This window comes from Bifidobacterium anseris (genome assembly GCF_002860345.1).
GTDB lineage: Bacteria > Actinomycetota > Actinomycetes > Actinomycetales > Bifidobacteriaceae > Bifidobacterium > Bifidobacterium anseris.
In genome coordinates this window covers 294658-321417 of record NZ_NMYC01000001.1, presented here as the reverse complement: position 1 = coordinate 321417, position 26760 = coordinate 294658, and the positions used below count along the sequence as shown (strand labels likewise).

The following is a 26760-nucleotide window of genomic DNA, read 5'->3' as shown; positions in this document are numbered from 1 at the left end:
GACGAAGAACCACAGGCCGATGCGTGAAGGATGCGTGAAAGGTGTGCGACATGCCCAGCCCGCGCGGCGGCTGGGTGCGCCGGGGACGTGCCGGGCCGCTTGCTAGACTGGGCTCACGGAACGCGCCGGCCGCTTCGGGCGCCGGCGCGCGACATCGTCAAGGGACATACGGCGTTCAGGGCATACATCGTTTCGTTACAGACACACGGCGCGCGACACTTGCGGGCGGAAGGGGGCATGCACATGGCACAGCGCAACGGCAGGCACGGCAGGGACGAGGTCCGGGGACGCACCGGACGCATCATGGCAATCGTCGTCACGGCGGTCGTCGCGCTCGCGCTCGCGTTGTCGGCCGCCGCCGTCGCCGGCGCACGCCACCGCGCCCGCATCGAGGCCTCCGCGTCGGCGAGCGCGACGAGTCCCTCCTCCACCACGCCCACACAGCATCAGACGGCAGCCGCGAACAAGGACGGTACGCCAGCCAAGGATGATGCGACAAAGGACAACGCCGCGAACAAAGACGATGCAACGAAGGACGGCGACGCGAACAAGGATGGCAAGGACGACGCCGTCGTGCGCGCGCAGCGGATCGTCGACGCGATGAGCCCCAACGAGCGCGCCGCGCAGCTCGTCATGGCGCCGCTCGCAGCCGGCACCGACCCGTCGGCGCTCGCCTCGCTCATCGGCGACGACCATGTCGGCTCGGTCATCCTCATGGGCAACTGGTCGAACGGCGTTGACGGTGTGCGCCAGTCGACCGACGCGCTGCGCGGCTACGCCGGCGACGGCACGCCGATCCTCGTCGCCACCGATCAGGAGGGTGGCCTCGTGCAGCATCTGCAGGGTCCCGGCTTCGAGACGATGCCGAGCGCCTTCGAACAGGGGCGCCTCTCGACGGACGCGCTCAGGGAGGACAGCCGGCGCTGGGGCGGCCAGCTGCACGCCGCCGGCGTCGACGTCGACCTCGCCCCGTCGGTCGACACGGTGACGATCGACCGTGCCTCGAACGCGCCGATCGGCGCACTCGACCGCGACTTCGGCCTCGACGCGGACGGCGACGCGCGCCATGCGACCGCGTTCATCGAAGGCATGCGCGGCGCCGGCGTCGCAACGGCCGTCAAGCACTACCCCGGCCTCGGCTCAGTCACCGGCAACACCGATTTCACGGCCGACGGCATCGTCGACACGACGACCGACGCTGACGGCCCCGAGGTGGCCGCGTTCACGCAGGCGATCAGGAGCGGCCGTCCGGCGATGGTCATGATGTCGCTCGCCTCATACACGAAGCTCGACCCGGGCGTGCCGGCGGCGTTCTCGCGGACGATCGTCACCGATCTGCTGCGCGGGCGCGGCGGCTACGACGGCGTCGTCATCTCCGATTCGCTGTCGGCGAGCGCCGTCGGCGACGTCGATCCGACGCAGCTGGGCGTACGGCTCGTCGAGGCCGGCGGCGACGTCGCCTGCATCAACGACCCATCGTACACGGCGCCGATCCTTTCCGGCCTGCGCGCGCGGGCGTCCTCGGACGCGGCCTTCGCCGACAAGATCGCCGCGTCGGCGACGCGCGTCGTCGCGATGAAGATCCGTCTGGGCCTCATCCGCTGACGGCCGCAGAACGGGCGGAAGATACGGCCACGGACGCCGCCGGCTTGATGGATAACTATACGAATATGCGCAAAGGCGCGGAAGACCAATCAGGTCTCCCGCGCCTTTGCGCATTCTCGGTGTGTACGGCGACCGCGCTAGCAGCAGCAGCTCGTGTTCGGATGCTCGCGCTCGTGGCGTTCGCGCTCGCGCAGGAACTCGCGTTCACCCAGCGGCGTACGGTCGGGGTGCTCGCGGCGCATCCGTTCGACGTAGTGGTCGTAGCGCGCCTCGCCACTCAGCTCACGCAGATACCAGACGACGCCGCGCCACAACCGTGCGGCCCACGCGGCCGGGGCGCCCGTCATGCCGGTACCCCAACCGCCACACCGGCCAACGGACGCGCCTCGGCGTCATCGTCGAGATCCTCGTCGCGGCGTTCGTCGACGTGCGCGGCCGTGCCGGTCATCAGCTCATATTCGGCGCGCGCCTTGCGTTCGAGCTTCGTGGCGAACAGTCCGGAGGGCGCGAACCACGACGATTCGACGAAGGGTTCCTCGCTCGTGAACTCGGCGCCGTAGCGGCGCGAGCGCACGGTGGCGACGCACACCTTGAGGCCGACGGCGAGGAATGCCGTCATCATGACGAGGAAGAACACCGACAGCGCGCCGTCGAGGTACGCGTTCGACAACGAGGCGTGCGCGGCGGCGAGCGCAGCCGGGTCGAGCGCGCCGGAGTCGATCTTCGCGCGCCATGCGGAGGCGGCCGCGAAGTAGCCGAGCTGCGGGTCGAAGATCTTCTGGAAGTCGGCGGTGAAGGTGACGGCGACATCCCAGACGAGCGGGACGGCCGGTATCCACGCGTACTTCGTCAGGCCGGCCTTGACGACGCAGACGGTGACGAGCATCAGGCAGCCGGCGGCGAGCAGCTGGTTGGAGATGCCGAAGATCGGCACCATCGCGTTGATGCCGCCGTTGGCGTCGGCGACGCCCATGTAGAGCATCGTGCCCCATGCGGCGGTGGCGATGAAGGTCGTGATGAGGTTGCCGGGGCGCCATGTGGGGTCGGCGAAGCGGCGCAGCCCGCGCACGTTGCCGAGCAGGTCGCCGATCTGGTAGCGCGCGACGCGCGTGCCGTTGTCGACGGTCGTCAGGATGAACAGCGCCTCGAACATGATCGCGAAGTGGTACCAGAACGCCATCGTCCCCTCGCCGCCCAGATACGACTTGAGGAAGTTCGCCATGCCGATCGCGAAGGTCGTCGCGCCGCCGGTGCGCGAGACGATGCTCTCCTCGCCCACGTCATGCGCGGCCTGGGTCAGTGCCTCGGCGCCTTTGTAGGTGGTGCCGTGCGACTGCCATGTCACCTGCATCTGGTTGCCTTCGATGTCCTTGACGTCCATGTTTCCCACAGCGGCGACCGCGTTCTGCTCGGGCGAGGCGGAGGCTGAATACGCGGAGCCGGCGGCGGCTTTGATCTGCGGCGCGCTCATGTTGAGCGAGAAGTAGACGCCTTGGCTGATCGTGATCGCGGCGATGAGCGCGATGATCGCGGTGAACGATTCGACGAGCATCGAACCGTAGCCGATCATGCGGATCTGGTTCTCCTTCTCGACGGCCTTCGGCGTCAGGCCGGAGGATACGGCGCCGTGGAAGCCGGAGAGCGCGCCGCACGCGATCGTGATGAACAGGAACGGGAACAGGTTGCCGGAGAACGTGGGGCCGTCCGAGCGGGCCGCGAGCGTGCTGATGCCCGGCATGTCCACCTGCGGGTTCGCGATGACGATGCCGACGACGAGCAGCGCGAGCGTGCCGATCTTCATCAGCGTCGACAGGTAGTCGCGCGGCGTGACGAGCAGCCAGTGCGGCAGCGCGGCGGCGGCGAAGGAGTAGACGACGAGCGCGACGACGAGCTGCTTGGCGTCGAGCGTGAAGATCGGCGCGAGCGTCGGGTTGGAGGCGATCATGCCGCCGCCGACGATCGCGGCGACGAGCAGCACGAAGCCGAGCGCCGTCGTCTCGATGACGCGGCCCGGGCGCAGGAAGCGCTCGTAGCAGCCCATGATCAGCGCGATCGGGATCGTCATGCCGAGGGAGAACACGGCCCACGGCGAGCTCGCCATCGCCTTGATCGCGACGAGCGCGAGGAATGCCATCGCGATCGCGGTGACGACGACGAGGAAGACGGAGATGATGACGCCGCCGACCTTGCCCATCTCGTCGGTCGCCATCTGGCCGAAGGAGCGGCCGCGGCGCTTCGCCGAGATCCACAGCATGAGCATGTCCTGGACGGCGCCGGCGAAGATGACGCCGAGGATGATCCACAGCACGCTCGGCAGGTAGCCCATCTGCGCGGCAAGGATCGGGCCGACGAGCGGACCGGCGCCGGAGATCGCGGCGAAATGCTGGCCGAACAGGACGCGGCGGTCGGCGCGTTCGAAGTTCGCGCCGTCGTGGACGCGTTCGGCCGGCGTCGCGTTCGCGTCGTTGGTGCGCATGATCTTGATCTGGATGTAGTACGCGTAGAAGCGGTAGGCGATCGCGTACGAGCACAGCGCGACGACGAGGAACCAGACGGCGCTGATCCTCTCGCCGCGCGCGAGCGCGAGCACCGACCAGCCGATCGCGCAGGTGATCGCGACGAGCGCCCAGATAATCGCCTTGGGCCATGTCCAGACCATCTTCGGCCTGATGCCGATCGGGAGCCCGCGCGTATTGCGTATGACGCGCCGCTCCTCCTCGGGTGTGTACGCCATCTGTGGCGCGGGTTGCGATGCCGCCGAAGCCGCGGTGTCCATCGTGTCTCCTTCTTGGGATGCCTCTCTCATAATGTGCGCCGGCCCGTCCGTGGGACGGCCGGCGCGGGCAACACAGTAGGGACCGTGGATTACGACATCTTCGGCGTTTCAGTATATGGTCAGATTTCGCTCATGGATGAACTCACCGACCACACTGACATCATCATCCTCACGCGAACTGCGACTCGTAGAGACGCGCGTAGGCGCCGCCCTGGGCAAGCAGCTCGTCGTGCGTGCCGTGCTCGATGATGTCGCCGTGCTCCATGTACAGGATGAGGTCGGCGTCGCCGCGCGCCGTCTGGGCGCGCTCGATCACATCGGCGCACGGCGGCTCATAGCGTGGGGGCGTCGTCCTTGTTCGTCATCGCACACGATGATATTCCGGGACGGCGCGGACCGGCCCGGAATATCTCAGCGGCTATCTCAGCACTGGTCGAGCTTGAGCGGCTTGACGCGGCCCGAATCGAGCAGACTCTCGAGATCGGCGGGGCCGTCGAGCACGGCGGTGGCCGCCTGGTCGACCATCAGGCTGATGCGGGCGTTCGGCAGGATGCCCTCGCAGTACGCGTACACCGGCTTGCCGAGCGCGTAAGCGTATCCCATCGCGAAGATCGTGCCCGGGTCCTTGTCATCGAAGTTCGCGATGAGCGCAGCGCAGTTGCCGATCGCGCGGATGCGGTCCTCGAAGACGGCCTGCGGGCCGTCGACGTTGACATCCATCGCGAAGCGCGGCAGATACAGGTTCTTGCCGCGGCTCTTGAGCACGCGCTCGAGGCGCTCCATGCTCTCGACCTGCTCGGCCGTCTCGTAGGGTCCGGCCACGTAGAAGTCGTAAATCGGCTTGGATGAGGTGAAATGCACGTTCTGATTGGTCTCAAAGTTGTCCATAGCCCCCATTGAAGCGCGCGCATGTTGCGACGCGCGGGCAATCGGCTGTAAGCAATATCGTCCTTGGCGCGTCCACATGCGCGAATCTAGAATGGATGGCCGTAAAAAGACGACGTAAGGAGCGCGGACGATGGGCGGACGACGGGACGAAGCCAACGACGGAGCCGGCAAGGACATGGGTGCGACGGCCGCGCGGGAGGTGCCGACGCGCGTCGAGCACGACTGCATCGGCGAGCTCAAAGTGCCCGAAGGCGTGTACTGGGGCATCCACACGCAGCGCGCGCTCGAGAACTTCACGGTCAGCGGCATCCCCGACTCCGCGCACGAAGCGCTCATCCGCGCCTACGCCATCGTCAAGCGCGCCTGCGCGATCGCGAACGCGGAGCTCGGGCTGCTCGACGCGCGCAAGGCGAAGGCGATCGAACAGGCCTGCGAGGAGATCGAGGACGGCGCACTCGCCGACCAGTTCCCCGTCGACGTGCTGCAGGGCGGCGCCGGCACGAGCCTGAACATGAACATGAACGAGGTCATCGCCAACCGCGCGCTCGAGATCTGCGGGCGTCCGCGCGGCGACTACGCGTACATCCATCCCAACGACGACGTCAACCGTTCGCAGTCGACGAACGACACCTACCCGGCCGCCTGCAAGCTCGCGATCTGCGGCGGCCTGACGCCGCTCGCCGCCGCCGCGCGGCGCCTGCGCGACGCGTTCCACGCGCTGGCCGACCGCCACGCCGACGATGTGACGATCGGACGCACGCAGCTGCAGGACGCCGTCCCGATGACCTTCGGCCAGGAGTTCCACGCCTGGGCGTCGTTCCTCAAGTTCGACCTGCAGGCGATGGATGCGCTCGTCGACCAGCTGTGCGACCTCAACCTCGGCGCGACGGCGATCGGCACCGGCGTGTGCGCGGACCTGCGTTTCCGCGAACGGGCGACGCGTACGCTCGCACGGCTGACCGGACTGCCGGTGCACGCCGCGACCGATCCGGTCGCCTCGGTCACCGACATGAGCGCCTACATCGCCGCGAGCGCCTGTCTGAAGAACCTCGCGATTCATCTGAAGAAGGCCGCCGACGACCTGCGGCTGCTCAACTCGGGCCCGCGCTGCGGCTTCGAGGACCTCAAGGTGCCGGCGCGTCAGGCGGGTTCGTCGATCATGCCGGGCAAGGTGAACCCGGTCATCCCCGAATGCGTCGACCAGTGCTGCTTCGTCATCTTCGGCATGGATGTGACCGTCAACTGGGCGGCCGCCGAAGGCCAGCTGCAGCTCAACGCCTTCGATCCGGTGATCATCCACGAGATCCTCACCGGCATGACGCTCGCGATCAACGCGATGGACATGTTCCGCACGAAATGCGTCGACGGCATCCGCGTCAACGTCGAACGCGGACGTCTGCACGCCGAGCAGTCGCCGTCGATCGCGGCGGCGCTCAACGACGCGGTCGGCTACGAGCGTGCGATGGGGCTCGCGAAGGACGCGATGGCCGAGGGCATCACGGTGCGTGAGGCGGCCAGGGAGCACACCGACCTGCCGGACGGCGAGATCGACCGTCTGCTCGACGTCGTCGCGCTCAGCCGCGGCCTCGGGCAGACCTGCCGCACGTCCGGCGAGCGCTGACGCCATCCGTCCCGCTCCGACTGTGTTGCTGTCTGCGAGGGGCCCGCATGACCGTCGCCGCCATGCGGGTCCCTCAACGTGTTTCGTGGGTGTTTTTCGTCCTTCTTTCATCCTTCTGCCGCCTTTTTTGCCAGAAAACTATTGACTTTCCCCACGATCGCCATAACAATGTGCGGATATGGACACCTCTTCCCCACCGACCTCCAAGAAGTCGGCCGCCACGGAACCGGCCGACACCAGCCTGACCGTCGAGAACTGCCCGATGGACGCGGACATGGCGATCACGGCTATCGGCGTCGATGAACGCCACCGTTTCCGCATGCTCGAGCTCGGGCTGCGCGCCGGCACCGTCATCCGCGTCGTGCAGCGCGCGAGCTTCGGCGGCCGCGTCGTCGCGAAGGGCACCGAACGCATCGCGCTCGACGGACGCACCGCCTCGCTCATCGCCGTCACGCCCGCGGCCGATTGACGCGCGCGGGCCGCTTCCTTGTTCCGCGTTCGCCATCGTTTGCCTCACCGATGCCCGAACATTCATCTTGTTCATCGACATCGATTTATCCACTGATTCATCCATCGATGTCTCCCCCGATGCCCGCTTCCCTTCCCCTCCACTGCCAAGGACCGATCATGAACACAGACCGTCACGACCATCGGCGCGGACTGGCCGCGCTGCTGCCCCCGCGCCACCACGACAAAGGCGACGCGGACGGCGCATCTTCGCACAGCGCACGCCCCTGCTGCGACGTCGGCGGCCGGCGCGTGGCGCACGACGGCATGCCGCGCATCGTCTTCATTGGCAACCCGAACGTCGGCAAGTCGTCGTTGTTCAACGCGATCCTCGGCGCGAAGACGCGCGTCATGAACGCGCCCGGCACGACGGTGCTGCTCGAAGAGGGTGTCTACACGCACGACGGCGCGCGCTGGGACCTCATCGACACGCCGGGCACCTATTCGCTGCTGCCGCTCTCGCCGGACGAGGAGGTTGCTGCGAAGGCGGTCATGGGACTGGGCGGCGACGGCGAGCCGGACATGGTCGTCACCGTCGTCGACGCGACGAACATCTCGCGCGCGCTCTACTTCCTCGCCACGGTCCTCGAACTGGGGCACCCGACCGTCGTCGCGCTGACGATGAACGATCTCGCCGCCCGGCAGGGCGCGCGCGTCGACCCGGCCCAGCTGTCGCGCGCGCTCGACGGCGTGCCGGTCGTCGAGGTCAACGGACGCACCGGCGCCGGCGCGGCGGCGCTGATGGACGCCGTCGGCGTGCATCTGTCCGGCACGCCGATGCCGCACGGCCTGACGCAGGTGCATGTCGGCGACGTCGACGTGCGCGACTGGGTCGAGGGCGGCGCTGATGCGCGCTTCGACTGGGCCGCCGACGTGCTCGCACAGCTCGACATGCATGCGCGCGATCGCGTCACCGTCTCCGACCGCATCGACCGCGTGCTGCTCAACCCGGTGTTCGGCGTTGTCGCCTTCCTGCTGCTCATGCTCGGCGTGTTCGAGGCGACGACGACGCTCGCCGGCCCCGCGCAGGACTGGATCGACGGCACCGTGCGCGGCTGGCTCGTCTCCGGCGTCGACTGGCTCTTCGCGCTCTTCGGCCCCGGCGCCGCCGATTCGTGGTTCCATTCGCTCGTCGTCGACGGCATCGTCGACGGCATCGTCACGATCGGCACGTTCATTCCGCCGATGGGCATCATGTTCATCCTGCTGAGCTTGCTCGAGGATTCCGGATACCTCGCGCGCGCCGCCTTCGTCATGGACCGCACGATGCGCTGCATGGGCCTCGACGGCCGCGCATTCCTGCCGATCGTCATCGGCTTCGGCTGCAACCTGCCGGCGCTCGCCGCCACGCGCACGCTGCCTGATTCGCGTCAACGCGTCCTCGTCGGCATGCTCGTGCCGTTCTCGAGCTGCACGGCGCGCCTGAGCGTCTACCTTGTGCTCGCCTACGCGTTCTTCCGCGAGCAGGCCGGTCTCGTCGTCTTTCTGATGTACGTGTGCTCGATCGTGCTCATCCTGCTCGTCGGCGTCCTGCTGCGGCGCGTGCGTTTCGCCGACATGCGTTCCGAACCCTTCGCGATGAGCCTGCCGCCCTATCAGGTGCCGCGCCTCGTGACGCTCGCGCGCGGCGTGCTCATGCGGCTGTGGGGGTTCGTGCGCGGCGCGAGCTCGATCATCGTCTCGATGCTCGTCGTCATGTGGCTGCTGCAGGCGATCCCGGCGACGGCCACGGCCGGCTCCTTCGCGAAGGTCGATGACGTGCATGATTCCGTCTACGGCGTCGTCGCCGACCGCGTCGCCCCGGTCTTCGCACCCGCCGGCTTCGACGACTGGCATGCCTCGGCGGCGCTGATGACCGGATTCGTCGCCAAGGAGGTCGTCGTCGCGTCGATGGCGCAGTCCTACAACATCGACACCGGCGACGAGGACGAGCAGCAGCAGGGCGAAGGCTCGCTTGGCGCCGCGATGCGCGCCTCCTTCGACGAAAGCTCGCACGGCCACGGGCGCGCCGCCGCGATTGCGTTCATGCTGTTCACGCTCGCGTACACGCCGTGCCTGGCGACGGTCGCCGAACTCAGACGGCAGTATTCGACGCGCATCGCGATGCAGTCGATCGGACTCGGCCTCGTCGTCGCCTACATCCTCGCCGTCGTCGCGTTCCAGACGCTCAGGTGGCTGCTGTGAGCGGCTTCAGGCGCACCGGGGCCGCCGACGCGCGCGATCGGCGACGTGCGGACGACAGACGCAAGCAGGGCGCGCGCACGCATGTCGTCGCCGACGTCGTCGCTGATCTCAAGACCGGCAAAAGCGTCGCGCGCTGCGCCGCCGAACGCGGCCTGCCGCGCGACTTCGTCGAACAGATCGTCGAACATGCGCGCACGCGCGGCATGATCGACGTCGTCGAACTGACGGCGGGCTGCTCAATCGGCGTGTGCGAACCCTCCCCCGATTCGATCGTCTGCGCAAGCTGCCCGCTGCGGCCAGCCGCGGCCGGCGCGGCCCGTTCGATCGCCGCACGCATCAGGGCGCGCATGCGATCGGATGCATAGGCCACATCCATTGCCCCGAGCGTGGAAAAACGGGCACCGGTGCGCGGACAGGGACGCGGCCGGCGTTAGGATGGCAGACATGACACAGACAACAGGACAGGGGGCGGCGCCGCTCGAATGGGTCAACCCGTTGAGGGATCCCATGGATCTGCGCCTTCCCCGCATCGCAGGACCATGCAGCATCGTGATCTTCGGCGTGACCGGCGACCTGTCGCGCAAGAAGCTGCTGCCGGCCATCTATGACCTCGCAAACCGCGGCCTGCTGCCGCCGAGCTTCGGCCTGACCGGCTTCGCGCGGCGCGACTGGACCGAGGACCATTTCCGTGACTTCGTCAAGGAGAACGTGCAGGCGCACTGCCGCACACAGTTCAACGACGCGACCTGGGAGCAGCTCGCCCGCGGCATCCGCTTCGTGCGCGGCACCTTCGAGGATCCGGACGCCTTCGCCCGGCTGAGCGACACCGTCGCCGAACTCGACCGTGACCGCGGCACGCGCGGTAACCACGCGTTCTACATGTCGGTGCCGCCGCGCGACTTCCCAATCGTGGCGCGCCAGCTGGCGAACTGCGGTCTGGCGAAGTCCGGCGAGGACGCGTGGCGACGCGTCATCATCGAAAAGCCCTTCGGCCACGATCTGGCTAGCGCCCAGCAGCTCGACGAGGTCATCTCCGAGGTCTTCGACCCCGATTCGGTGTTCCGCATCGATCACTATCTGGGCAAGGAGACGGTGCAGAACCTGCTCGCGCTGCGGTTTGCGAACACGATGTACGAGCCGATCTGGAACGCGAACTACGTCGACCACGTGCAGATCACGATGGCCGAGGACATCGGTGTGGCCGGACGTGCCGGCTACTACGACGGCATCGGCGCGGCGAGGGACGTCATCCAGAACCATCTGCTGCAGCTGATGGCGCTCACGGCGATGGAGGAGCCCGTCTCGTTCTCGGCGCGCGACCTGATGGCCGAGAAGACGAAGGTGCTCTCCGCCGTGCGGCTGCCGCGCGACCTGGCCGCCCACACCGCGCGCGGCCAGTATTCGGCCGGCTGGCAGGGTTCGGAGCCGGTGTGCGGCTACCTCGAGGAGAAGGGCATCGACCCCGATTCGACGACCGAGACCTACGCAGCGATCCGTCTCGACATCGACACGCGCCGCTGGGCCGGCGTCCCCTTCTACCTGCGCACCGGCAAACGCCTCGGCAGGCGCGTCACCGAGATTGCGCTCGTCTTCAAGCGCGCCCCGCACCTGCCTTTCGAATCGACGGCGACGCAGGAGCTCGGCAAGAACGCGCTCGTCATCCGCGTGCAGCCCTACGAGGGCGTCACGATCCGCTTCGGCTCGAAGGTGCCGGGCGTCACGTCGATGGAGGTGCGTGACGTGTCAATGGACTTCAGCTACGGCCGTTCGTTCACCGAATCCTCCCCCGAGGCCTACGAACGCCTCATCCTCGACGTGCTGCTCGGCGACCCGCCGCTGTTCCCGACGACGAAGGAGGTCGACCTGTCGTGGCGCATCCTCGACCCGATCGAGGACTTCTGGTCGACGCTCGGCCAGCCGCAGCCCTACCGCGCCGGTACGTGGGGGCCGCAGGAAGCCGTGGAGATGCTTGCACGCGACGGACACCGTTGGAGGATGCCATGATCATTACGATGCGGGACACCGAGACCAATGAGATCTCGAACAAGATCGACGAACTGCACGAGGAACGCGGCGAGGTCGCGCTCGGCCGCGTGCTCACGCTGCTCATCGTCACCGACGAGGACCACCTCGAGAACACGCTCACGCTCGCGAACGAGGCGAGCCGCGACCATCCGTGCCGCGTCATCGCGGTCGCGCCGAGCACACGGCGCATGACCGAGGAGACGACCGACCGCACCTACCTCGACGCCGAAGTGCGCATCGGCGCCGACGCGGGCGCCGGCGAGGTCATCGTGCTGCGTCCGCGCGGCGGCCTCATCCACCATCTCGACACGCTTGTCACGCCACTGCTCGTGCCGGACGCGCCGATTGTGGCGTGGTGGCCGACCGAGGCGCCCGCCAACCCGTCGAAGGACCTCGTCGGCGCGATGGCGCAGTCGCGCATCACCGACGCGATGCGTTCGGGCAACCCGATGCGCACGATCGAGGATCTGCGACGCAACCGTTCGCCGAAGAACGTCGACATGTCGTGGACGAGGCTGACGCGTTGGCGCGCGCTGCTCGCGGCGATGCTCGACCAGCCGCCGCACATGCGCATCACGGCCGCGAACGTCGTCGGCGAAGGCGACTACCTGCCCAAGGACCTGCTCGCCGCATGGCTCGCCGTCAGCCTCGACATCCCCGTGTCAATCGAGACCGATGACGACGCGACGGCGATCTGCGCGGTGAGCCTGACGCGCGAGGACGGCGGCGTGCTCAGCCTCGTGCGCTGCCACGACCATGACGACATCGTCACGATCAGCGTGCCCGAACAATCGCCGCAGACGATCCCGCTGCCGATGCGTTCGCTCGGCGACTGCCTGAGCGAGGAGCTCGGCCGTCTCTACCCCGACGAGATCTACGCGCGCGTCATCACCGACGGCTGGCGTCGCATCCACCCAGACGGCGCGCAGTCGCAGCGATGAAGGAGGACGCATGATGATCGAACGCGAACTCATCACCTATCCCGACCAGCGTCTGTTCGCCGAGGCGGTCGCCGCGCGCACGCTGCTGACGATGAACGAGGTGCTCGGCCTTCCCGACCGCGACCGCGTCGACGTCGCCGTGACCGGCGGCACCGACGGCACGACGATCCTCGAGGCGATCGGCGCCTCGCCGCTGCTCGACGTCGTCGACTGGCGGCGCGTGCACATCTGGTGGGGCGATGAACGCTTCGTGCCCGCCGACAGCGACGAACGCAACGAGAAGCAGGCGCGCGCCGCATTGTTCGACCGTCTTGTCGCCGACGGGCGCATGAGCGACGCGCAGATCCACGCGATGCCCGCCGATACGCGCAGCGCAAGCGAACGCGAGAACGCGAGCGAGGAACAGACACGCGAGGCGCTGCGGCACGCGGCCGCCGTCTACCAGTCCGAGCTCGTCGGCGAGCTCGGCCAGGCTGCGGCGATGGACATCATGATGTTCGGCGTCGGCCCCGACGGCCATTTCGCGTCGCTGTTCCCCGATCACAAGGAGCTTCTCGTCGACAAAACGGACCTCCTCGTCGCCGGCGTCGACGACTCCCCCAAGCCGCCGCCGACGCGCCTGACCTTCACGGTGCCGATGATCGCCAGGACCGATTATCTGTGGATCTGCGGCTCGCGCGCGGCGAAGGCCGACGCGATGATGCACACCTTCACCGGCAGGCGCAACCCGCATTGGCCGGCCTCCTTCGCCGACGCGCGCAGGCAGCTGCTGTGGATCGGCGACGAGGCATCGACGGCGCGGCTGCACGACTGAACATTCGCTGTTTTCCGTCTTCGGAAGATGGCGAGCGTATTCTCCAGTGGAATATATTAGGAAGGGCGCCGACCTCATCGCGAGGTCCGCGCCCTTCACTGCATCCGTCGTATTCCGCACGGGCCGGATCAGTCGGCCATCTTCACTTCCTTCTGGTCAGGTTCGGCCCACAGGATGTGCCATGCGCCCGGCTGGTCCACACGCTGGTAGGTGTGGGCGCCGAACAGGTCGCGCTGGCCCTGGATGAGCGCGGCCGGCAGACGCTTGGCGCGCAGGCCGTCGAAATACGCGAGCGAGGAGGAGAAGACCGGTGCCGGCAGGCCGACCTCGGCCGCCGTGGCCACGACGTGGCGCCAATCGGACTCGCTGGCCTCGATGCCCTGCTTGAAGTAGGGGGCGAACAGCAGCGAGACGTCGGCGGCGCCGTCCTCGAAGGCCTCGGAGATGCGGTCGAGGAACTTCGCGCGGATGATGCAGCCGGCGCGCCAAATGCGCGCCAGATGCGCCATGTCGATGTCCCAGCCATAGGTCTCGGCGGCGCGCGAGATCTCGTTGAAGCCCTGCGCGTAGGCGACAATCTTCGACGCGTAGAGCGCCTGGCGGACGCGTTCGATGAAGGCCTCGCGCGTCTCGACGCCGAGCTCGATATGGCCGTCGGGGCCGCGGAACGGATCGGCCTGCGCCTTCTCACGCAGCGCCGTCTGGTCGGACAGCCCGCGGGCGAACACGGCTTCGGCGATGCCGGTGACCGGCACGCCGAGCTCGAGCGCCGTCTGCACGGTCCACGTGCCAGTGCCCTTCATACCCGCATGGTCGTAGATGACGTCGACGAGCGGCTTGCCGGTCTGCGGATCCTTCTTGTGCAGCACCTCGGCCGTGATTTCGATGAGATAGGAGTCGAGGTCGGTGCCGTTCCACGCCTCGAAGACGTCGCCGATCTCGTCGGGGGTCATGCCCAGGCCCCGGCGCATAATGTCATAGCTTTCGGCGATGAGCTGCATGTCCGCATATTCGATGCCGTTGTGCACCATCTTGACGAAGTGGCCGGCGCCGTTTTCGCCGACGTGCATGACGCAGGGTTCGCCGTCATCGGCCTTCGCGGCGATCGATTCGAGGATCGGCTTGAGGCGCTCCCACGACGCGTCGGAGCCGCCGGGCATCATCGACGGGCCGAGCAGCGCGCCCTCCTCGCCGCCGGAGACGCCCATGCCGACGAAGTGCAGGCCCTTGGCGCGCAGTTCCTTCTCGCGGCGGATCGTGTCCTTGAAGTACGAGTTGCCGCCGTCGACGATGATGTCGCCCGGTTCCATGTACTCGGCGAGCTCGTCGATGACGGCGTCGGTCGCCACGCCGGCCTTGACCATGATGATTGCAGTGCGGGGCTTCTCGAGCAGGTCGACGAACTCCTTGACGGTTTTCGCCGGATAGAACTGCCCCTCGTCACCGTAGTTGTCGATGAGATGCTCGGTGCGGGCATAGTGCCTGTTGTAGACGGCGACCCGGTTGCCGTGGCGTGCGAGGTTGCGTGCCAGGCTTGCGCCCATCGCGGCAAGTCCGACGACGCCGACGTTTGCTTCTGCGCTCATATGCGTTCCTCCATTGCTGGTGACGATGTGGATGTGACGATACCGCACTCAAGTCTAACGCACCGCGCCGCCGCGCCTCCTGATCCCACCGATGTCTCGCCACCGGCGCAGCCTCGCGCGGCGGCTACAGCAGCCGCGCGATGCGCGAGCCCGTGCCGACGCGGCACATCCGGCCGTCCTCGACGACCAGCGCCTCGTCGTTGCGCAGCGGCACGTAGCTCGGCTCGCCGGCGTGCAGGCGCAGGATGTCTCGCGCTGCCGCGCCGAGCATACGCCCGCCAACATGGGGCACGACGTGCACATCGGTCAGCGTGAGCCCCCGCGTCGGCGAAGAGGCGCGTCTCGCCGCGTGCAGCGTCGCCGCCGGCTCGCGGCGCACGTCCATCGGCGCGATGTAGTCGATGTCCGGGGCCGCGACGACCGCGCCGGCCGATTCGCCCACATACGGCACGCCCGAGGCGACGAGATCGCGGATGAGCGGCACGACGCCGGCAGCGCGCAGGCAGCGCATCAGATGGAAGCTGTTGCCGCCGCACAGATACAGCAGGTCGCAGCCGCGCAGCATCGCGGCCACCCGCGCGCGCCGCCCGTTCAGGTCGACGCAGCGCACCTTCAGGCCGTGCGCGCGCCACCACGGCGCCGCCATCCGGTTCGCGAAGCCGTAGGGTTCGGCGAAGCTCGCGTTCGGGACGAAGCCGATGATGGCGCCGTCGCGCAGGGCGAACACGCGGCGCATGAGCGGCAGCAGCCCCACCGCCGACGACGCGAACAGCAGCCGCGCGCCCGTCCCCACATCCGTCACCCGTCCCATGTGCCGCCTTTCCCTGACCGATTCCTTGTATTTCCTTGTATGTTTACGTCTGTCCGGCTGTGCTGTGTTTGTCCGACTGTGCTGTGTCAGATCGACTGTTGCGTCAGATCGACTGTTGCGTTTGCCCGACTTTCCTTGTGCCGAATCGATTTCCAGTGTAGGAGCGCGGCGCGGGGGCGCGCCTGTTCGCCGTGAGCGCGGCGCCGCGGGGCCGGCACACCGTGCGGCCTCTATACTGTGCAGTGACCGCGGGCCGTGCCGCGTCGGCGATTGCCGGCTGCAGTCGGCCGCGAGTAGCCCTGTTCATTCCCCTACCCGTTCTGGAGGCGATCCGACGTCATGCGCGCACCGGACTCCCATTCCCATCCCGCTTCCCATCCCGCGACGTCTTCTCCGGCGACGTCCTCTCATTCCACGACGTCCGTCCGTCCGATGACGCCCGACGGCGCGAGCGCGACCGGTGACGATCCGGCCGCTGAAAACGCGATCGAGGTCGCGCAGGACATCGCCGAACACGTCGAGCAAGCCGACGGCGCACGGCTGCCGGGTGCGCGCGAGCCGCGGCTGACGACCCGTCAGCGCGTCATCGTCGGCGTCACGTTCTTCTCAATGTTCTTCGGCGCCGGCAACCTCATCTTCCCGCCGTATCTGGGCGCGCTCGCCGGCGATCGCACGGCGCCCGGCATGCTCGGCTTCGTCCTCTCCGCCGTCGGCCTGCCGATCCTCGGCGTCATCGTCGTCGCGCGCGCCGGCGGCTTCTCCAACCTCAGCGCACGCGTGTCGCCGCGCTTCGCGCTCGTGCTTGGCGTGGCGATCATGCTCACGATCGGCCCGCTGTTCGCGATCCCGCGCACCGCGTCGACGTCCTTCGAGATGGCCGTCGCCCCCTTTGCCGGCGAAGGGCTCGGCGGCGCCCGGCTGATCTATTCGATCATGTTCTTCGCGCTCGCGTGGCTCGTCGCGCAGCGTCCCGACCGCCTGTCGCAGGTGCTCGGCAAGATCATGGGTCCGCTGCTGCTCATCATGATCGCCGTCCTGTTCGTCACGTGCCTGTGCGTGCACCATCCGCCCTTCGCCGCGCCGAGCGGCCCGTACGCGCACGACCAGCTCATGCAGGGCTTCCTCGACGGCTACCAGACGATGGATCTGCTCGCCGGCCTGTACTTCGGCATCGTCATCTCGGCGAACATCGACGCAATGGGCGTGCGCGACGAGCGCGGCAACCGTCGCGAGACCGCCCTCGGCGGTCTGTCCACCGGCGTCATGCTCGTCGTCATCTACGCAATGCTCGGCTTCGTCGGCGCCGTCTCCGGCTCCTACCGTGGCATCGACGGCGCGACGGACACCGGCGCGACGGTGCTCACGAACCTCACCGAGCAGGTCTTCGGCCACGCCGGCACCGTCTTCGTCGGCGTCATCTTCGTCGTCGCCTGCTTCAACGTATGCGCGGGACTCATCTCCACCTGCTCGTCGTATTTCCACAAGCAGTTCCCGCGTGCGCTCTCCTACCGCGCTTGGACGCTCGTGTTCGCGCTCGTCGCGCTCGTCATCGCGAACATCGGCCTGAGCGCAATCATCAACCTGTCGGTGCCGGTGCTTGCGGCGCTCTATCCGATCGCGATCGTCCTCGTCGTGCTGTCGCTGTTCGACTCCGTCTTCACGAGCCGTTTCCCGGCCGTCTACTTCTGGACGGTGCTGCTCACGGCGATCGACAGCGTCGCCAACGGCGTCGTCGGCCTCGTCGCCGCATTCGGCGGACGCTGGACGTGGCTCGAGACGGCATGCGGATGGCTGCCGCTCAACGATCTGGCGCTCGGCTGGCTCGTGCCGTCGGCGCTCGGCGTGGTCATCGGCGTGATCGTCTCGCTTGTGCGTCGCCGTCGGCGCGCCTGAACAAGGGACCGAAGACGACGAACGCGCCGTGGGGCGGCCGACATGTCCGGTCATTGCCACGGCGCGTTCGTCGTCTGTGACTACTGAGTGCCACTTCGCGGTGACTGCGTGTCGATCAGTCGTCCACGTAGTTCGACGGGTTCGAGTCGAAGACCTCGACGCAGTGCGGATTGCAGAAGTAAATCGTGCGGCCGTGCCACACGCGCTTGGCCGCGGCGGTCTTCGGGTCGACCGTCATGCCGCACACCGGGTCGATGACGTCCTCGGCGTCCGCCTCCTCCTGCCTGAGCTGTTCGTCGATCGCGTCCTCGAGAATCTCCTCGGCGGTTTCGTCTGCCATCGCATGTCCTTTCGTTGCAGTGTCCTTGTTGTCGTCTCCCTTGCGGGTGCCGTCCCCATTGTGCACACGGCATACGGCGCCGCGCACCGGCTCGAGCGTCGATTCATCGATGGGCGCAGCGTGCATCGTGTAGCGGTGCGCGCGGCCGGGGGTGAAACGGTGCAGCCTGTTCGCGTTGAGCATGACCGACAGCGACGAGAACGCCATCGCCGCGCCGGCGATCATCGGGTTGAGCAGCACGTGCCAGATCGGGTAGAGCACGCCGGCGGCCACCGGGATGCCCAGACCGTTGTAGCCGAGCGCGAATCCGAGGTTCTGGCGGATGTTGCGCATCGTCGCATGCGCGAGGTCGAGCGCGGTGACGACCGACGTGAGCGACCCGTTCATCAGCGTGACATCGGCCGATTCGATCGCGACGTCGGTGCCGGTGCCCATCGCCATGCCAAGGTCGGCACGGGCGAGCGCGGGCGCGTCGTTGATGCCGTCGCCGACCATCGCCACATGCCGCCCCTGCCGCTGCAGCGCGAGGATGACCGATTCCTTGTCCTCGGGGCGCACGTCGGCGATCGTGTGCGCGATGCCGGCCTCGCGCGCGATTGCGTCGGCCGTCAGACGGTTGTCGCCGGTGAGCATGACGACGCCGATGCCGCGCGCACGCAGCGCGCCGACGGCGGCGCGCGCGTCGTCCTTGATTGTGTCGCGGATCGCGAACACGGCGACGATGCGGCCGTCGACGGCGGCGATGACCGGCGTCGCGCCGTCCTGCGCGATCAGGCGCATCGTCTCACGCGCCTGCTCGAGCCCGTCGGCGCCGACGGCGTCCTCGACGAAACGGTCGGCGCCGACGACGACGTCGCGGCCGTCCACGTCGGCGCGCACGCCGCCTCCGGGCACGGCGACGAAGGTCAGGCATTCGGGGATGTCGAGGTGGCGCGCATGGGCGGCCTCGACGACGGCGTGCGCGAGCGGATGCTCCGATTTCGCTTCGGCGGCGGCGATCGCGGCGAGCGTCGCGTCGTCGATCTCCGCGTCGAAGGCGCCGTCGGCGCCGAGGGCGGCGATGCGCACGACATGAGGTTCGCCGCGCGTGATCGTGCCGGTCTTGTCGAAGACGACGACGTCGATCTTCGCGGCTGTCTCGAGCGCCTCCGCGTTGCGGTAGAGCACGCCGTGGCGCGCGCCGCGTCCGGTGGCCGTCGTGATCGACAGCGGCGTGGCCAGTCCGAGGGCGCACGGGCAGGCGATGACGAGCACGCAGATCGCGCAGATCAGGCCGTACAGGCCGCGCAGCGGCACGCCGACACACCACCAGACGACGAAGGTCCAGATCGCGATGAGGACGACGGCCGGCACGAACACGCCGGCGACCTTGTCCGCCATACGCTGGATCGGCGCCTTCGAGGTCTGCGCGGCGCGCACAAGGCGGATGATGCCGGACAGCGTCGTGTCGGCGCCGACGCGCGTCGCGCGGTAGCGCAGCGCGCCGGTCGTGTTCATCGTCGCGCCGATGACCGGATCGCCGACCGTCTTGGCGACCGGCAGCGATTCGCCGGTGATCATCGACTCGTCGACGGCGCTCGATCCGGACACGACGACGCCGTCGACGGGCAGGCGCTCGCCGGGGTGCGCCTCGACGATGTCGCCGACGACGATGTCCGAAGTCGCCACGCTCACCGCACGACCGTCGCGGATGACGGTCGCCGTGTCGGGGCGCAGGCCAATGAGTTCGCGGATCGCGTCGCCGGTGCCGGCGCGCGCCTTCGCTTCGAGCAGCTGGCCGAGGATCATCAGCGTGATAATCGTGCCGACGGCCTCGTAGTACGGCGCGCGTGCGGCGGGCGGCAGCAGCTGCGGCCACAGCGTGACGACGAGGCTGTAGCCGAACGCGGCGATCGTTCCGAGCGTGACGAGCGAGTTCATCTCCGGCGCGCGGTGCGCGATCGCGAGCCATCCGGTGCGGCGCACCGGCCATCCGCAGTAGCACATGACCGGCAACGTCAGCACGAGCTGCAGCCACGGGCTGAGCATCCACGGCGCCGTCGCGCGCATCCACGCGTCGACGGCCGGGATCATCGGCAGCATCGCGACGAACAGCAGCGGCACCGTGAACACGACGGCGACGACGAGACGCTGGGTCAACGTGCGGATCTCGTGGGCGCGGTCGAGATCCTCGGCCTGCTGGCGGCCGCGCAGCACGTCGTCGCTTTCGTCCACGGTGGCCGGCGCGCCGGCCACGGCCGCGACGCCGTCGCCCTCACCTTCGCCTTCGACGCGCAGCATGCCATGGAGCATGTTCATGCCGCAGGCGAAGGGGTACTCCCCCGCCGGCAACGCCGGCAGCCGCAGTTCGGTGTGTTCGTTCGCCGGCAGCGCGAGGTCGATGCCGAGGTCGGAGAAGACGACATGCGACGAGCATTCGCCGCCCTCGCGCCGGTCGAAGTCGATGAGCGTCGGCACGCCGGCGCGCACAATGACCTCGGCCGGGTCGTAGCCGCCCTTGACCTCGATGCGCACATGCTGTACGCCGTCGTCGCCGCCGCTTGCGCGCGCGGCGCGGCGCGGCGCGAAGAAGTACCACAGCAGCAGCGCGCTGAGCGCCACCGCCGCGACGATGATGCCTGCTGTAGCCATTGACCGCTCCTTGTTGAAAACCAATGGTTGAAAAACCAATGCCACGGGCGCCTAGAGGTGGGGGGCGTCCGCCCACGAAGGTCAACGCGGGCGGCGCGCGCCCTATTCCGAAAACGGCACGCGCTGGCGCGTCGCGCGCCGAGCTGAACATGCGCCGCCCGCAGCCCGGATGGGCTACAGTGGGCGGCGACACACGGCGCGACGACACACGGCGCGCCCGCACGAGCGGGAAGGACGATCATGACGACACTGATCACAGGGGCCACCGGAGGCATCGGCAGGGAACTCGCGCTGCTGTGCGCGCAGCACGACGACGACCTCGTCATCACCGGGCGCGACGCGGACAAGCTTGCCGTGCTCAAGACGACGCTCGAACACGACCTCGACGCGCACGTCGTCGCCGTCACGATCGATCTGGCGCATCCGGGCGCCGCGCAACGCCTGCACCGCTTCGCACGCGAACGCGGCATCGTCGTCGACACGCTTATCAACGACGCCGGATTCGGCGACTGGAGCGCCTTCCTCGACATGGACGAGGAACGCATGCGCGCGATGATGCAAGTGAATATGGTCGCGCTCGCCGAACTCATGCGCCTGTTCGGCGCCGACATGCGCGCACGCGGTCACGGACGCATCCTCAACATCGCGTCCGTCGCGGCGACGACGCCCGGCCCCTACATGGCGATGTACTACGCGACGAAGGCCTTCGTGCGCTCGCTCGGCGAGGCCGTCTCCTACGAGCTGCGCAGCACCGGCGTGACGGTGACGACGGTATGCCCCGGGCCGGTGACCACCGGCTTCGAGGCGGCCGCGCACATGAAGGGCAAGAACTTCTACACGCTGCCGCTGTTCAAGCCGTCGACGCCCGAACGCACCGCCGCCTTCGCCTACGCGAAGATGCAGGCCGGCAGCACGCTCGCCTATCAGGGCGCGCTCGCGAAGATGACGTCCTTCGGCGTGCGTCTCGTCCCGCGCGTGCTCGCCGCCGCCCTCGCCGCGAAGCTCAACGGCGGCGATCCGGCGTGCCAGACCGACGACGACCGTCGCTGAACGGCGCGCATATTCAACGCAATACCACATCCAACACAATCAATACCACATCCAACACAATACTGACGAGACGAGGGGCGTCCATCCGCGGAACAATCCTGCGGATGAGCGCCCCTCATCAATCAGTGGCCGTCAATCAGTGGCCGTGCGCTCAGCGCGTGCGGAACGGCGTCGAACGACGCTTGCCATTGGCGCGCTTCCTCGTGGCGCCGTTGCGGTGCTTCGACCCTCCGCGCTTGGCCGCCTTCGCCTGATCGGCGTTCTCGTAGCGACGAGCGCGGCGCGCCTCCTCGCGGCGTTCCTGCCGCTTGGCGTCCTCGCCGCGCTCGTCACGCACGATGCGCTGTTCGCGACGGTGGATACGTTTGCCGCCGCGACGCTCGTCGTCATGACGGCTGCGCTCGCGGCGATCGTCATGACGGTCCTCACGTCGATCATCACGACGCCGCTCCTCACGACGGCGATCGTCCTGACGGCGGTCGCGGCGCGGCTTCGCGTCGCGGGAGGCCGACGCGGCGCCGTCCGTCTCCTCGCCGCGCACGCTGTGCACGTCGCCGAGGAAACGCTGCGCGAATTCGCGGCGTTCATCGTCGATCTGCCGCTGCAGCTCGCGGTTGCGCTCGCGGGTGCGGTTCTGGTTGCGCCGGGCCTTCGCGCTGCGCGACTGACGCGCCTCGCGGCGTTCGGACTTGCGTCCGCGGGGACGCGAGGTGCGGCGGCGTTCAAGCTCGGGCAACTCCCAGCCTTCGACGAGCGGCGCCGTCTCACCGACGAGTTCGGCGACCTGCGGCGAATCCGGACGGACCTCGATCGGCTTGATCGCCAGTCCTGCGCGGTGCAGCAGCCCGCGCACGTAGCGCTTCTGGTCCGGCGTGATGATCGTGACGACGTCGCCGGCCTTGCCTGCGCGCGCCGTACGTCCCGAGCGATGCAGGAACGACTTGGGATCGTCCGGCGGATCGACCTGAATGACGAGTTCGACGCCGCTGACGTCAATGCCGCGCGCGGCGACGTCGGTCGCGACGAGCACGTTCGTCGCCCCCGATTCGAAGGCCTGCAGATTGCGGTCGCGCTGGTTCTGGCTGAGGTTGCCGTGCAGCTCCGCGGCCGGAATGCCCTGCTGCGTGAGCGCCTTCGCAAGCTTCTTCGCCTGGAACTTCGTGCGCGTGAACAGGATGCGCCGGCCCTTGCCGCCCGCGAGCGTGCGCACGAGCTCGTTCTTATCGGCCTTCGTCGTCAGGAACACATGATGCGTCATCAGGTCGGCGTGATCGGTCGCCTCATCGACGCTGTGCACCTTCGGATCGTCGAGGAACTCGTCGACGACGGCGTCGACGCCGTGGTCGAGCGTCGCCGAGAACAGCATATGCTGCGCGTCGCGCGGAATCTGCGCGAGCAGTCGCTTGATCGGCGGCAGGAAGCCCATGTCGGCCATCTCGTCGGCTTCATCGAGGACGACGACGCGCACGTCATCGAGCGTGAGCGCGCCCTGCTCGATGAGATCCTCGAGACGACCCGGGCAGGCGACGACGATCTGCGCGCCGTCGTTGAGGTCTCTGAACTGCCGCGCGTAGCGCACACCGCCGTAGACGGTCGTCGTCGTCATCCCGTACAGCGCGGCGAGCGGCGCGACGACGTCGTTGATCTGGTTGGCGAGCTCGCGCGTCGGCGCAAGCACGAGGCCGCGCGGATGCGGCTTGGCGCCGCGCGGTTCGCGGCGGCCGTGCTCGCGGTCGTCGTCGAAGGACGTGGCGACGCGCGTGACGAGCGGTATCGCGAACGCGAGCGTCTTGCCTGAGCCGGTGCGGCCGCGGCCGAGCACGTCGCGGCCGGCGAGCGAATCGGGCAGCGTGTCCTGCTGGATCGGGAACGCGGTGCGTTTGCCCTCGTCGGCCAGCAGATGCACGATCGGGCCGTCGACGCCGAGCTCGGCGAAGGTCATGGCATCCTGTTCGTCGGCGTCGAAGACGGATTCGGGATGCTTGATATCGGATAAAACAGGTGAAGCGGGCACGGTGGCCTTCCTAGTCAGATGTCGGCGCAGGGTGCGCAAACTCAAACAGTCTAGCGGCACCCCGCTACACGCCCCGTGGGATACCTTCGGGGCGCGCCGACGCTGAGCGCCGGAAACGGCGTGGGGCCGCGCGACGTCGCAAATGACGTCGCGCGGCCCCACGCCGTTTCCGGATCGAACACCTTACCTGACGGTCAAGTCGGAAGACCGTTGCGGACTCGTCCCGTCCTTCAGGGACGTCCACTGCGCCGCCTCGTCGTCGCCCGCAGGTGCCGAGGACGGCGCGGCGTCGTCGGCGGACGGCGTCTTCGGAATCGCGCCGGTCGCCCGGCCGATCGCCTTGAGGCCGTGGTAGAGCACGAGCACGGCGATTGAGCCGATCGCGATGCCGTTGAACTGCACATCCGAGATCGCGAACTGGAAGTTGGCGATGCCGATGATCATGACGATCGAGGCCGTCATGATGTTGAGCGGCTTGCTGAAATCGACCTTGTTGTCGACCCAGATCTGCACGCCGATCATGCCGATCATGCCGTACAGCAGCGTCGTGACACCGCCGAGGACGCCGGCGGGAATTGAGTTGATGACCTCGCCGAACTTCGGGCACAACGACAGGATGAACGCGAAGCCGGCGGCGCACCAGTAGGCCGCCGTCGAATACACCTTCGTCGCGGCCATGACGCCGATGTTCTCGCCGTAGGTCGTCGTGCCGGAGCCGCCGCCGAAGCCGGCGACCGTCGTGCCCAGGCCGTCGGCGATGAGCGCGGTGCCGATCTGGTTGTCGTAGTCGTGGCCGGTCATCGCGGCGACCGATTTGACGTGGCCGACGTTCTCGGCGATGAGCACGAGGACGACCGGCAGGAACATCGGCAGCACCGAGAAATCGACGTGCGGCAGGTGGAAGCGCGGGAAGCCGACCCATGCGGCGCTTTCAATCGCCGCGAAGTCGACCTGGCCGCGCACGCACGCGTACGCGTAGCCGATGAGGACGCCGATGAGGATGTTGAGGCGGCCGAGCAGCCCCTTGAACAGCACGGCGACGAGGACGACGGCGAACAGCGTGACAAGCGCCGTATCCGGCGCGGTCTGGAAGTTCGTCCACACGGTCGGCGCGAGGTTGAAACCGATGATCGCGACGATTGCGCCGTTGACGACCGGCGGCATGATGCGGTCGATCCACACGGCGCCAGCCACTTGCACCGCCACGCCGATGAGCGCGAGCAACAGACCTGTGCACAGGATGCCGAAGCTGGCGACGGCGATGCCCTTGCCGGCGCTGTAGACGGCCGTGATCGGGGCGATGAAGCCGAAGGAGGAACCGAGGTAGGACGGCAGGATGTTCTTGTTGATGAGCAGGAACAGCGCCGTCGAGAACGCCGTGAAGAACAGCGTCGTGGAGGGGTCGAAATGCGTCAGGATCGGCACGAGGAACGTGGCGCCGAACATCGCCACGACGTGCTGTGCACCGATCTCGATCGTGCGGGGCCAGGTGAGGCGCTCGTTCGGCTCGACGACCTCGCCGGGGCCGAGCGTCTTGCCGTTGCCGTGCAGTTTCCAGTGGAACATGCCCGCCATCGAAAGGTTGGTCATAAAGGTCTCCTTGACTTCTCAGGACTGCTCTCGGCGGCACGCGGCGGCGCAGGGTCCCGCGCGGACGCCATCGTCATTGTAGGACCCCCATGTCACGAACAGACGATGCGGCGTCATAACCGTCCGACACGGGGCGCGGCTCTTCGCGTGGGACGGAAAAACGGCGTCGCCCGCGCCCCGGGAAACGGGACGCGGGCGACGCGTGGTGAAGACGGCTAGGGCGGTCGGTCAGCCGGCCGTCACTTCGCGGGGAAGAACAGCAGCGCGAGGCCGATGCACAGCGCGACGAGGACGATCGACGCGATGAGCGAGGCGACGAAGGGCTTGACGCCCTTCTTGAGCGCCTTGAAGTTGACGTTGATGCCCAAGGCGGCCATCGCCATGCCGAGGAAGATCTTCGCGACGTCGTTGCCGAGCACGTTGACGAAACCGGTGGTGGCCGGCCACGCCTTGAGCATGAGCGTGCCGATTGCGGCCGTCGCGATGAAACCGAGCATGAACCACGGGAAGGCGACCTTGCGCTTGCCGCCGTCCGACGGGACCTCGCTGTGCTTCTTGTCCCACCACACCGCGACGATGATCGCGACGAAGACGAGCATGAGCACACGCGACAGCTTGATGATGTTCGCCATCGTCGCGGCGTCGACGACGCCCTGCTGCGCGGCGAGCTGCGGATCGTCGAGGCCCTCGCCCGCGGCGACCGCGTGCGCGATCTCATGCAGCGAGCCGCCGGCGACGAAGCCCTCCTGGGCCTGCGTGAGGCCGAAGAGCGGCAGCAGCGCGATCTCGAGCAGCGCGAAGATCGTGCCCATGATCGCGACGATCGCGATTGCGGTGACCTCGTCGTTCTCCTTCTCCTCCTCACGCTTGGGGGAGACCTTGATCGAACCGGAGACGCCCATGACGGCAGCCGCACCGCAGATGCCGGTGCCGCAGGCCACGAGGATGGCCATCAGCGGATCGACGCCCATCCAGCGGCAGATGCCGTAGGTGAGCAGCACGGTGACGGTGACGATGACGACGGCGAGCGGCAGGCACTTCGCGCCCGTCGTGAACAGCAGCTGCAGATTGAGCTTAAAACCGAGCAGGATGATGCCCAGACGAAGGAACTTGTTCGCAATGAGTCCGGCCGCGTCCTTGACACGCGCCTGACGCTGCGGATCGTTCTTCGTGTACCACGCGCGAATCGGGAACTGGACGACCATGCCGATCAACAGCGCGATGATGAGCGCGCCGAGGATCTGCAGACCCGGGAACTGCGCCGCCCACATGCCGACGACGGTGGCCGCGAGCGTGACGATGACGATGAGCAACATCTCCTTGGTGGCAATGCGCTTCCCCCATTTCTCACAGAATTCTTTCATGTCTCCCAGTAGTACCCCGCCCACACCCCAGAATCCGCCGATTGCGTCGTCAGCGAATGGGCCCCCATGGCGGCGAGCACGGGCTCTTGGGCCGCAAAACGTTGGAAAATCGCCGAAACT

General features: G+C 67.9%; 20 protein-coding genes. 10 read left to right on the top strand and 10 right to left on the bottom strand.

Going from position 1 to position 26760, the window contains the following annotated elements; translation table 11 throughout:
• The first annotated feature begins 243 nt into the window (after positions 1–243).
• A complete protein-coding gene (locus CGZ88_RS01315) occupies positions 244–1605 on the top strand; it encodes a glycoside hydrolase family 3 N-terminal domain-containing protein (protein ID WP_243390028.1) in 1362 nt (453 codons plus the stop codon).
• Positions 1606–1742: 137 nt separating this feature from the next.
• On the opposite strand, the gene CGZ88_RS01310 is transcribed toward CGZ88_RS01315, so the two are convergent.
• The 4 genes from CGZ88_RS01310 to CGZ88_RS01295 all read right to left on the bottom strand — a co-directional run bounded on the left by CGZ88_RS01310 (position 1743) and on the right by CGZ88_RS01295 (position 5269).
• Positions 1743–1952 carry a CstA-like transporter-associated (seleno)protein gene (locus tag CGZ88_RS01310; protein WP_026645027.1) on the bottom strand — a complete coding sequence of 70 codons (210 nt, stop codon included), beginning with the start codon at positions 1950–1952 and terminating at the stop codon, positions 1743–1745.
• On the bottom strand, positions 1949–4381 hold the full coding sequence (locus CGZ88_RS01305; protein ID WP_101670905.1) for a carbon starvation CstA family protein: 2433 nt from the start codon (positions 4379–4381) through the stop codon (positions 1949–1951). The genes CGZ88_RS01310 and CGZ88_RS01305 overlap by 4 nt, the downstream gene beginning before the upstream one ends.
• A 169-nt stretch (positions 4382–4550) precedes the next feature.
• The gene (locus CGZ88_RS01300; RefSeq protein ID WP_081664039.1) at positions 4551–4697 is read right to left on the bottom strand and encodes a lipid transporter ATP-binding protein/permease; all 147 of its coding nucleotides are present in this window, start codon (positions 4695–4697) and stop codon (positions 4551–4553) included.
• 107 nt (positions 4698–4804) lie between these two features.
• Complete coding sequence (locus CGZ88_RS01295) at positions 4805–5269, bottom strand: nucleoside 2-deoxyribosyltransferase (RefSeq protein ID WP_034523738.1); 465 nt, start codon at positions 5267–5269, stop codon at positions 4805–4807.
• Between the two features lie 175 nt (positions 5270–5444).
• Here CGZ88_RS01295 and CGZ88_RS01290 point away from each other — a divergent pair, with 175 nt between their 5' ends.
• The 7 genes from CGZ88_RS01290 to pgl all read left to right on the top strand — a co-directional run bounded on the left by CGZ88_RS01290 (position 5445) and on the right by pgl (position 13361).
• Positions 5445–6890, top strand: coding sequence for an aspartate ammonia-lyase (locus CGZ88_RS01290; protein ID WP_101671107.1), 1446 nt, complete (start codon positions 5445–5447; stop codon positions 6888–6890).
• A 178-nt stretch (positions 6891–7068) separates the two neighbouring features.
• Positions 7069–7359 (top strand): FeoA family protein, encoded by a 291-nt coding sequence (locus CGZ88_RS01285; RefSeq protein WP_243390027.1) that lies wholly within the window; start codon positions 7069–7071, stop codon positions 7357–7359.
• Positions 7360–7517: 158 nt separating this feature from the next.
• The gene (feoB, locus tag CGZ88_RS01280) at positions 7518–9581 is read left to right on the top strand and encodes a ferrous iron transport protein B (RefSeq protein ID WP_423734393.1); all 2064 of its coding nucleotides are present in this window, start codon (positions 7518–7520) and stop codon (positions 9579–9581) included.
• A complete protein-coding gene (locus CGZ88_RS01275; RefSeq protein WP_101670904.1) occupies positions 9578–9946 on the top strand; it encodes a hypothetical protein in 369 nt (122 codons plus the stop codon). The genes feoB and CGZ88_RS01275 overlap by 4 nt, the downstream gene beginning before the upstream one ends.
• 70 nt (positions 9947–10016) lie before the next feature.
• Positions 10017–11585, top strand: a complete 1569-nt coding sequence (gene zwf / locus CGZ88_RS01270; protein WP_423734392.1) for a glucose-6-phosphate dehydrogenase — start codon at positions 10017–10019, stop codon at positions 11583–11585.
• Positions 11582–12547: a glucose-6-phosphate dehydrogenase assembly protein OpcA gene (locus CGZ88_RS01265; protein ID WP_101670902.1), complete on the top strand. Its 966-nt coding sequence runs from the start codon at positions 11582–11584 to the stop codon at positions 12545–12547. The genes zwf and CGZ88_RS01265 overlap by 4 nt, the downstream gene beginning before the upstream one ends.
• A 13-nt stretch (positions 12548–12560) precedes the next feature.
• Complete coding sequence (gene pgl / locus CGZ88_RS01260) at positions 12561–13361, top strand: 6-phosphogluconolactonase (protein WP_101671104.1); 801 nt, start codon at positions 12561–12563, stop codon at positions 13359–13361.
• 128 nt (positions 13362–13489) lie between these two features.
• Here pgl and gndA read toward each other — a convergent pair whose 3' ends face one another.
• Positions 13490–14947: an NADP-dependent phosphogluconate dehydrogenase gene (gene gndA / locus CGZ88_RS01255; protein WP_101670901.1), complete on the bottom strand. Its 1458-nt coding sequence runs from the start codon at positions 14945–14947 to the stop codon at positions 13490–13492.
• A gap of 124 nt (positions 14948–15071) precedes the next feature.
• Positions 15072–15758 carry a Type 1 glutamine amidotransferase-like domain-containing protein gene (locus tag CGZ88_RS01250; protein WP_101670900.1) on the bottom strand — a complete coding sequence of 229 codons (687 nt, stop codon included), beginning with the start codon at positions 15756–15758 and terminating at the stop codon, positions 15072–15074.
• A gap of 432 nt (positions 15759–16190) precedes the next feature.
• On the opposite strand from CGZ88_RS01250, the gene brnQ reads away from it, so the two are divergent.
• Positions 16191–17651, top strand: coding sequence for a branched-chain amino acid transport system II carrier protein (gene brnQ / locus CGZ88_RS01245; protein WP_101670899.1), 1461 nt, complete (start codon positions 16191–16193; stop codon positions 17649–17651).
• A 115-nt stretch (positions 17652–17766) separates the two neighbouring features.
• Here the strand turns inward: brnQ and CGZ88_RS01240 are convergent, their stop codons facing one another.
• Positions 17767–20622 carry a heavy metal translocating P-type ATPase gene (locus CGZ88_RS01240; RefSeq protein ID WP_101670898.1) on the bottom strand — a complete coding sequence of 952 codons (2856 nt, stop codon included), beginning with the start codon at positions 20620–20622 and terminating at the stop codon, positions 17767–17769.
• 240 nt (positions 20623–20862) lie between these two features.
• Between CGZ88_RS01240 and CGZ88_RS01235 the strand changes: the two genes are divergently transcribed.
• Positions 20863–21672 carry an SDR family NAD(P)-dependent oxidoreductase gene (locus CGZ88_RS01235; protein ID WP_026645038.1) on the top strand — a complete coding sequence of 270 codons (810 nt, stop codon included), beginning with the start codon at positions 20863–20865 and terminating at the stop codon, positions 21670–21672.
• A gap of 151 nt (positions 21673–21823) precedes the next feature.
• Here the strand turns inward: CGZ88_RS01235 and CGZ88_RS01230 are convergent, their stop codons facing one another.
• From CGZ88_RS01230 to CGZ88_RS01220, 3 genes are all read right to left on the bottom strand, one after another.
• Positions 21824–23614 carry a DEAD/DEAH box helicase gene (locus CGZ88_RS01230; RefSeq protein ID WP_081664085.1) on the bottom strand — a complete coding sequence of 597 codons (1791 nt, stop codon included), beginning with the start codon at positions 23612–23614 and terminating at the stop codon, positions 21824–21826.
• Positions 23615–23869: 255 nt separating this feature from the next.
• Positions 23870–25252 carry a uracil-xanthine permease family protein gene (locus tag CGZ88_RS01225; RefSeq protein ID WP_423734403.1) on the bottom strand — a complete coding sequence of 461 codons (1383 nt, stop codon included), beginning with the start codon at positions 25250–25252 and terminating at the stop codon, positions 23870–23872.
• Between the two features lie 263 nt (positions 25253–25515).
• Positions 25516–26640 (bottom strand): YeiH family protein, encoded by a 1125-nt coding sequence (locus tag CGZ88_RS01220; RefSeq protein ID WP_026645040.1) that lies wholly within the window; start codon positions 26638–26640, stop codon positions 25516–25518.
• Between the last annotated feature and the right edge of the window lie 120 nt (positions 26641–26760).

Excerpts from the sequence above, each read along its gene's own strand:
- brnQ (WP_101670899.1), top strand. The coding sequence starts at position 16,191 with ATGACGCCCGACGGCGCGAGCGCGACCGGTGACGATCCGGCCGCTGAA.
- pgl (WP_101671104.1), top strand. The coding sequence starts at position 12,561 with ATGATCGAACGCGAACTCATCACCTATCCCGACCAGCGTCTGTTCGCC.
- CGZ88_RS01220 (WP_026645040.1), bottom strand. The coding sequence starts at position 26,640 with ATGAAAGAATTCTGTGAGAAATGGGGGAAGCGCATTGCCACCAAGGAG.
- CGZ88_RS01295 (WP_034523738.1), bottom strand. The coding sequence starts at position 5,269 with ATGGACAACTTTGAGACCAATCAGAACGTGCATTTCACCTCATCCAAG.
- CGZ88_RS01310 (WP_026645027.1), bottom strand. The coding sequence starts at position 1,952 with ATGACGGGCGCCCCGGCCGCGTGGGCCGCACGGTTGTGGCGCGGCGTC.
- CGZ88_RS01230 (WP_081664085.1), bottom strand. The coding sequence starts at position 23,614 with ATGACCTTCGCCGAGCTCGGCGTCGACGGCCCGATCGTGCATCTGCTG.
- CGZ88_RS01285 (WP_243390027.1), top strand. The coding sequence starts at position 7,069 with ATGGACACCTCTTCCCCACCGACCTCCAAGAAGTCGGCCGCCACGGAA.
- CGZ88_RS01290 (WP_101671107.1), top strand. The coding sequence starts at position 5,445 with ATGGGTGCGACGGCCGCGCGGGAGGTGCCGACGCGCGTCGAGCACGAC.
- CGZ88_RS01315 (WP_243390028.1), top strand. The coding sequence starts at position 244 with ATGGCACAGCGCAACGGCAGGCACGGCAGGGACGAGGTCCGGGGACGC.
- gndA (WP_101670901.1), bottom strand. The coding sequence starts at position 14,947 with ATGAGCGCAGAAGCAAACGTCGGCGTCGTCGGACTTGCCGCGATGGGC.
- CGZ88_RS01240 (WP_101670898.1), bottom strand. The coding sequence starts at position 20,622 with ATGGCTACAGCAGGCATCATCGTCGCGGCGGTGGCGCTCAGCGCGCTG.
- CGZ88_RS01250 (WP_101670900.1), bottom strand. The coding sequence starts at position 15,758 with ATGGGACGGGTGACGGATGTGGGGACGGGCGCGCGGCTGCTGTTCGCG.
- CGZ88_RS01265 (WP_101670902.1), top strand. The coding sequence starts at position 11,582 with ATGATCATTACGATGCGGGACACCGAGACCAATGAGATCTCGAACAAG.
- zwf (WP_423734392.1), top strand. The coding sequence starts at position 10,017 with ATGGCAGACATGACACAGACAACAGGACAGGGGGCGGCGCCGCTCGAA.
- CGZ88_RS01225 (WP_423734403.1), bottom strand. The coding sequence starts at position 25,252 with ATGTTCCACTGGAAACTGCACGGCAACGGCAAGACGCTCGGCCCCGGC.
- CGZ88_RS01235 (WP_026645038.1), top strand. The coding sequence starts at position 20,863 with ATGACGACACTGATCACAGGGGCCACCGGAGGCATCGGCAGGGAACTC.
- CGZ88_RS01305 (WP_101670905.1), bottom strand. The coding sequence starts at position 4,381 with ATGGACACCGCGGCTTCGGCGGCATCGCAACCCGCGCCACAGATGGCG.
- feoB (WP_423734393.1), top strand. The coding sequence starts at position 7,518 with ATGAACACAGACCGTCACGACCATCGGCGCGGACTGGCCGCGCTGCTG.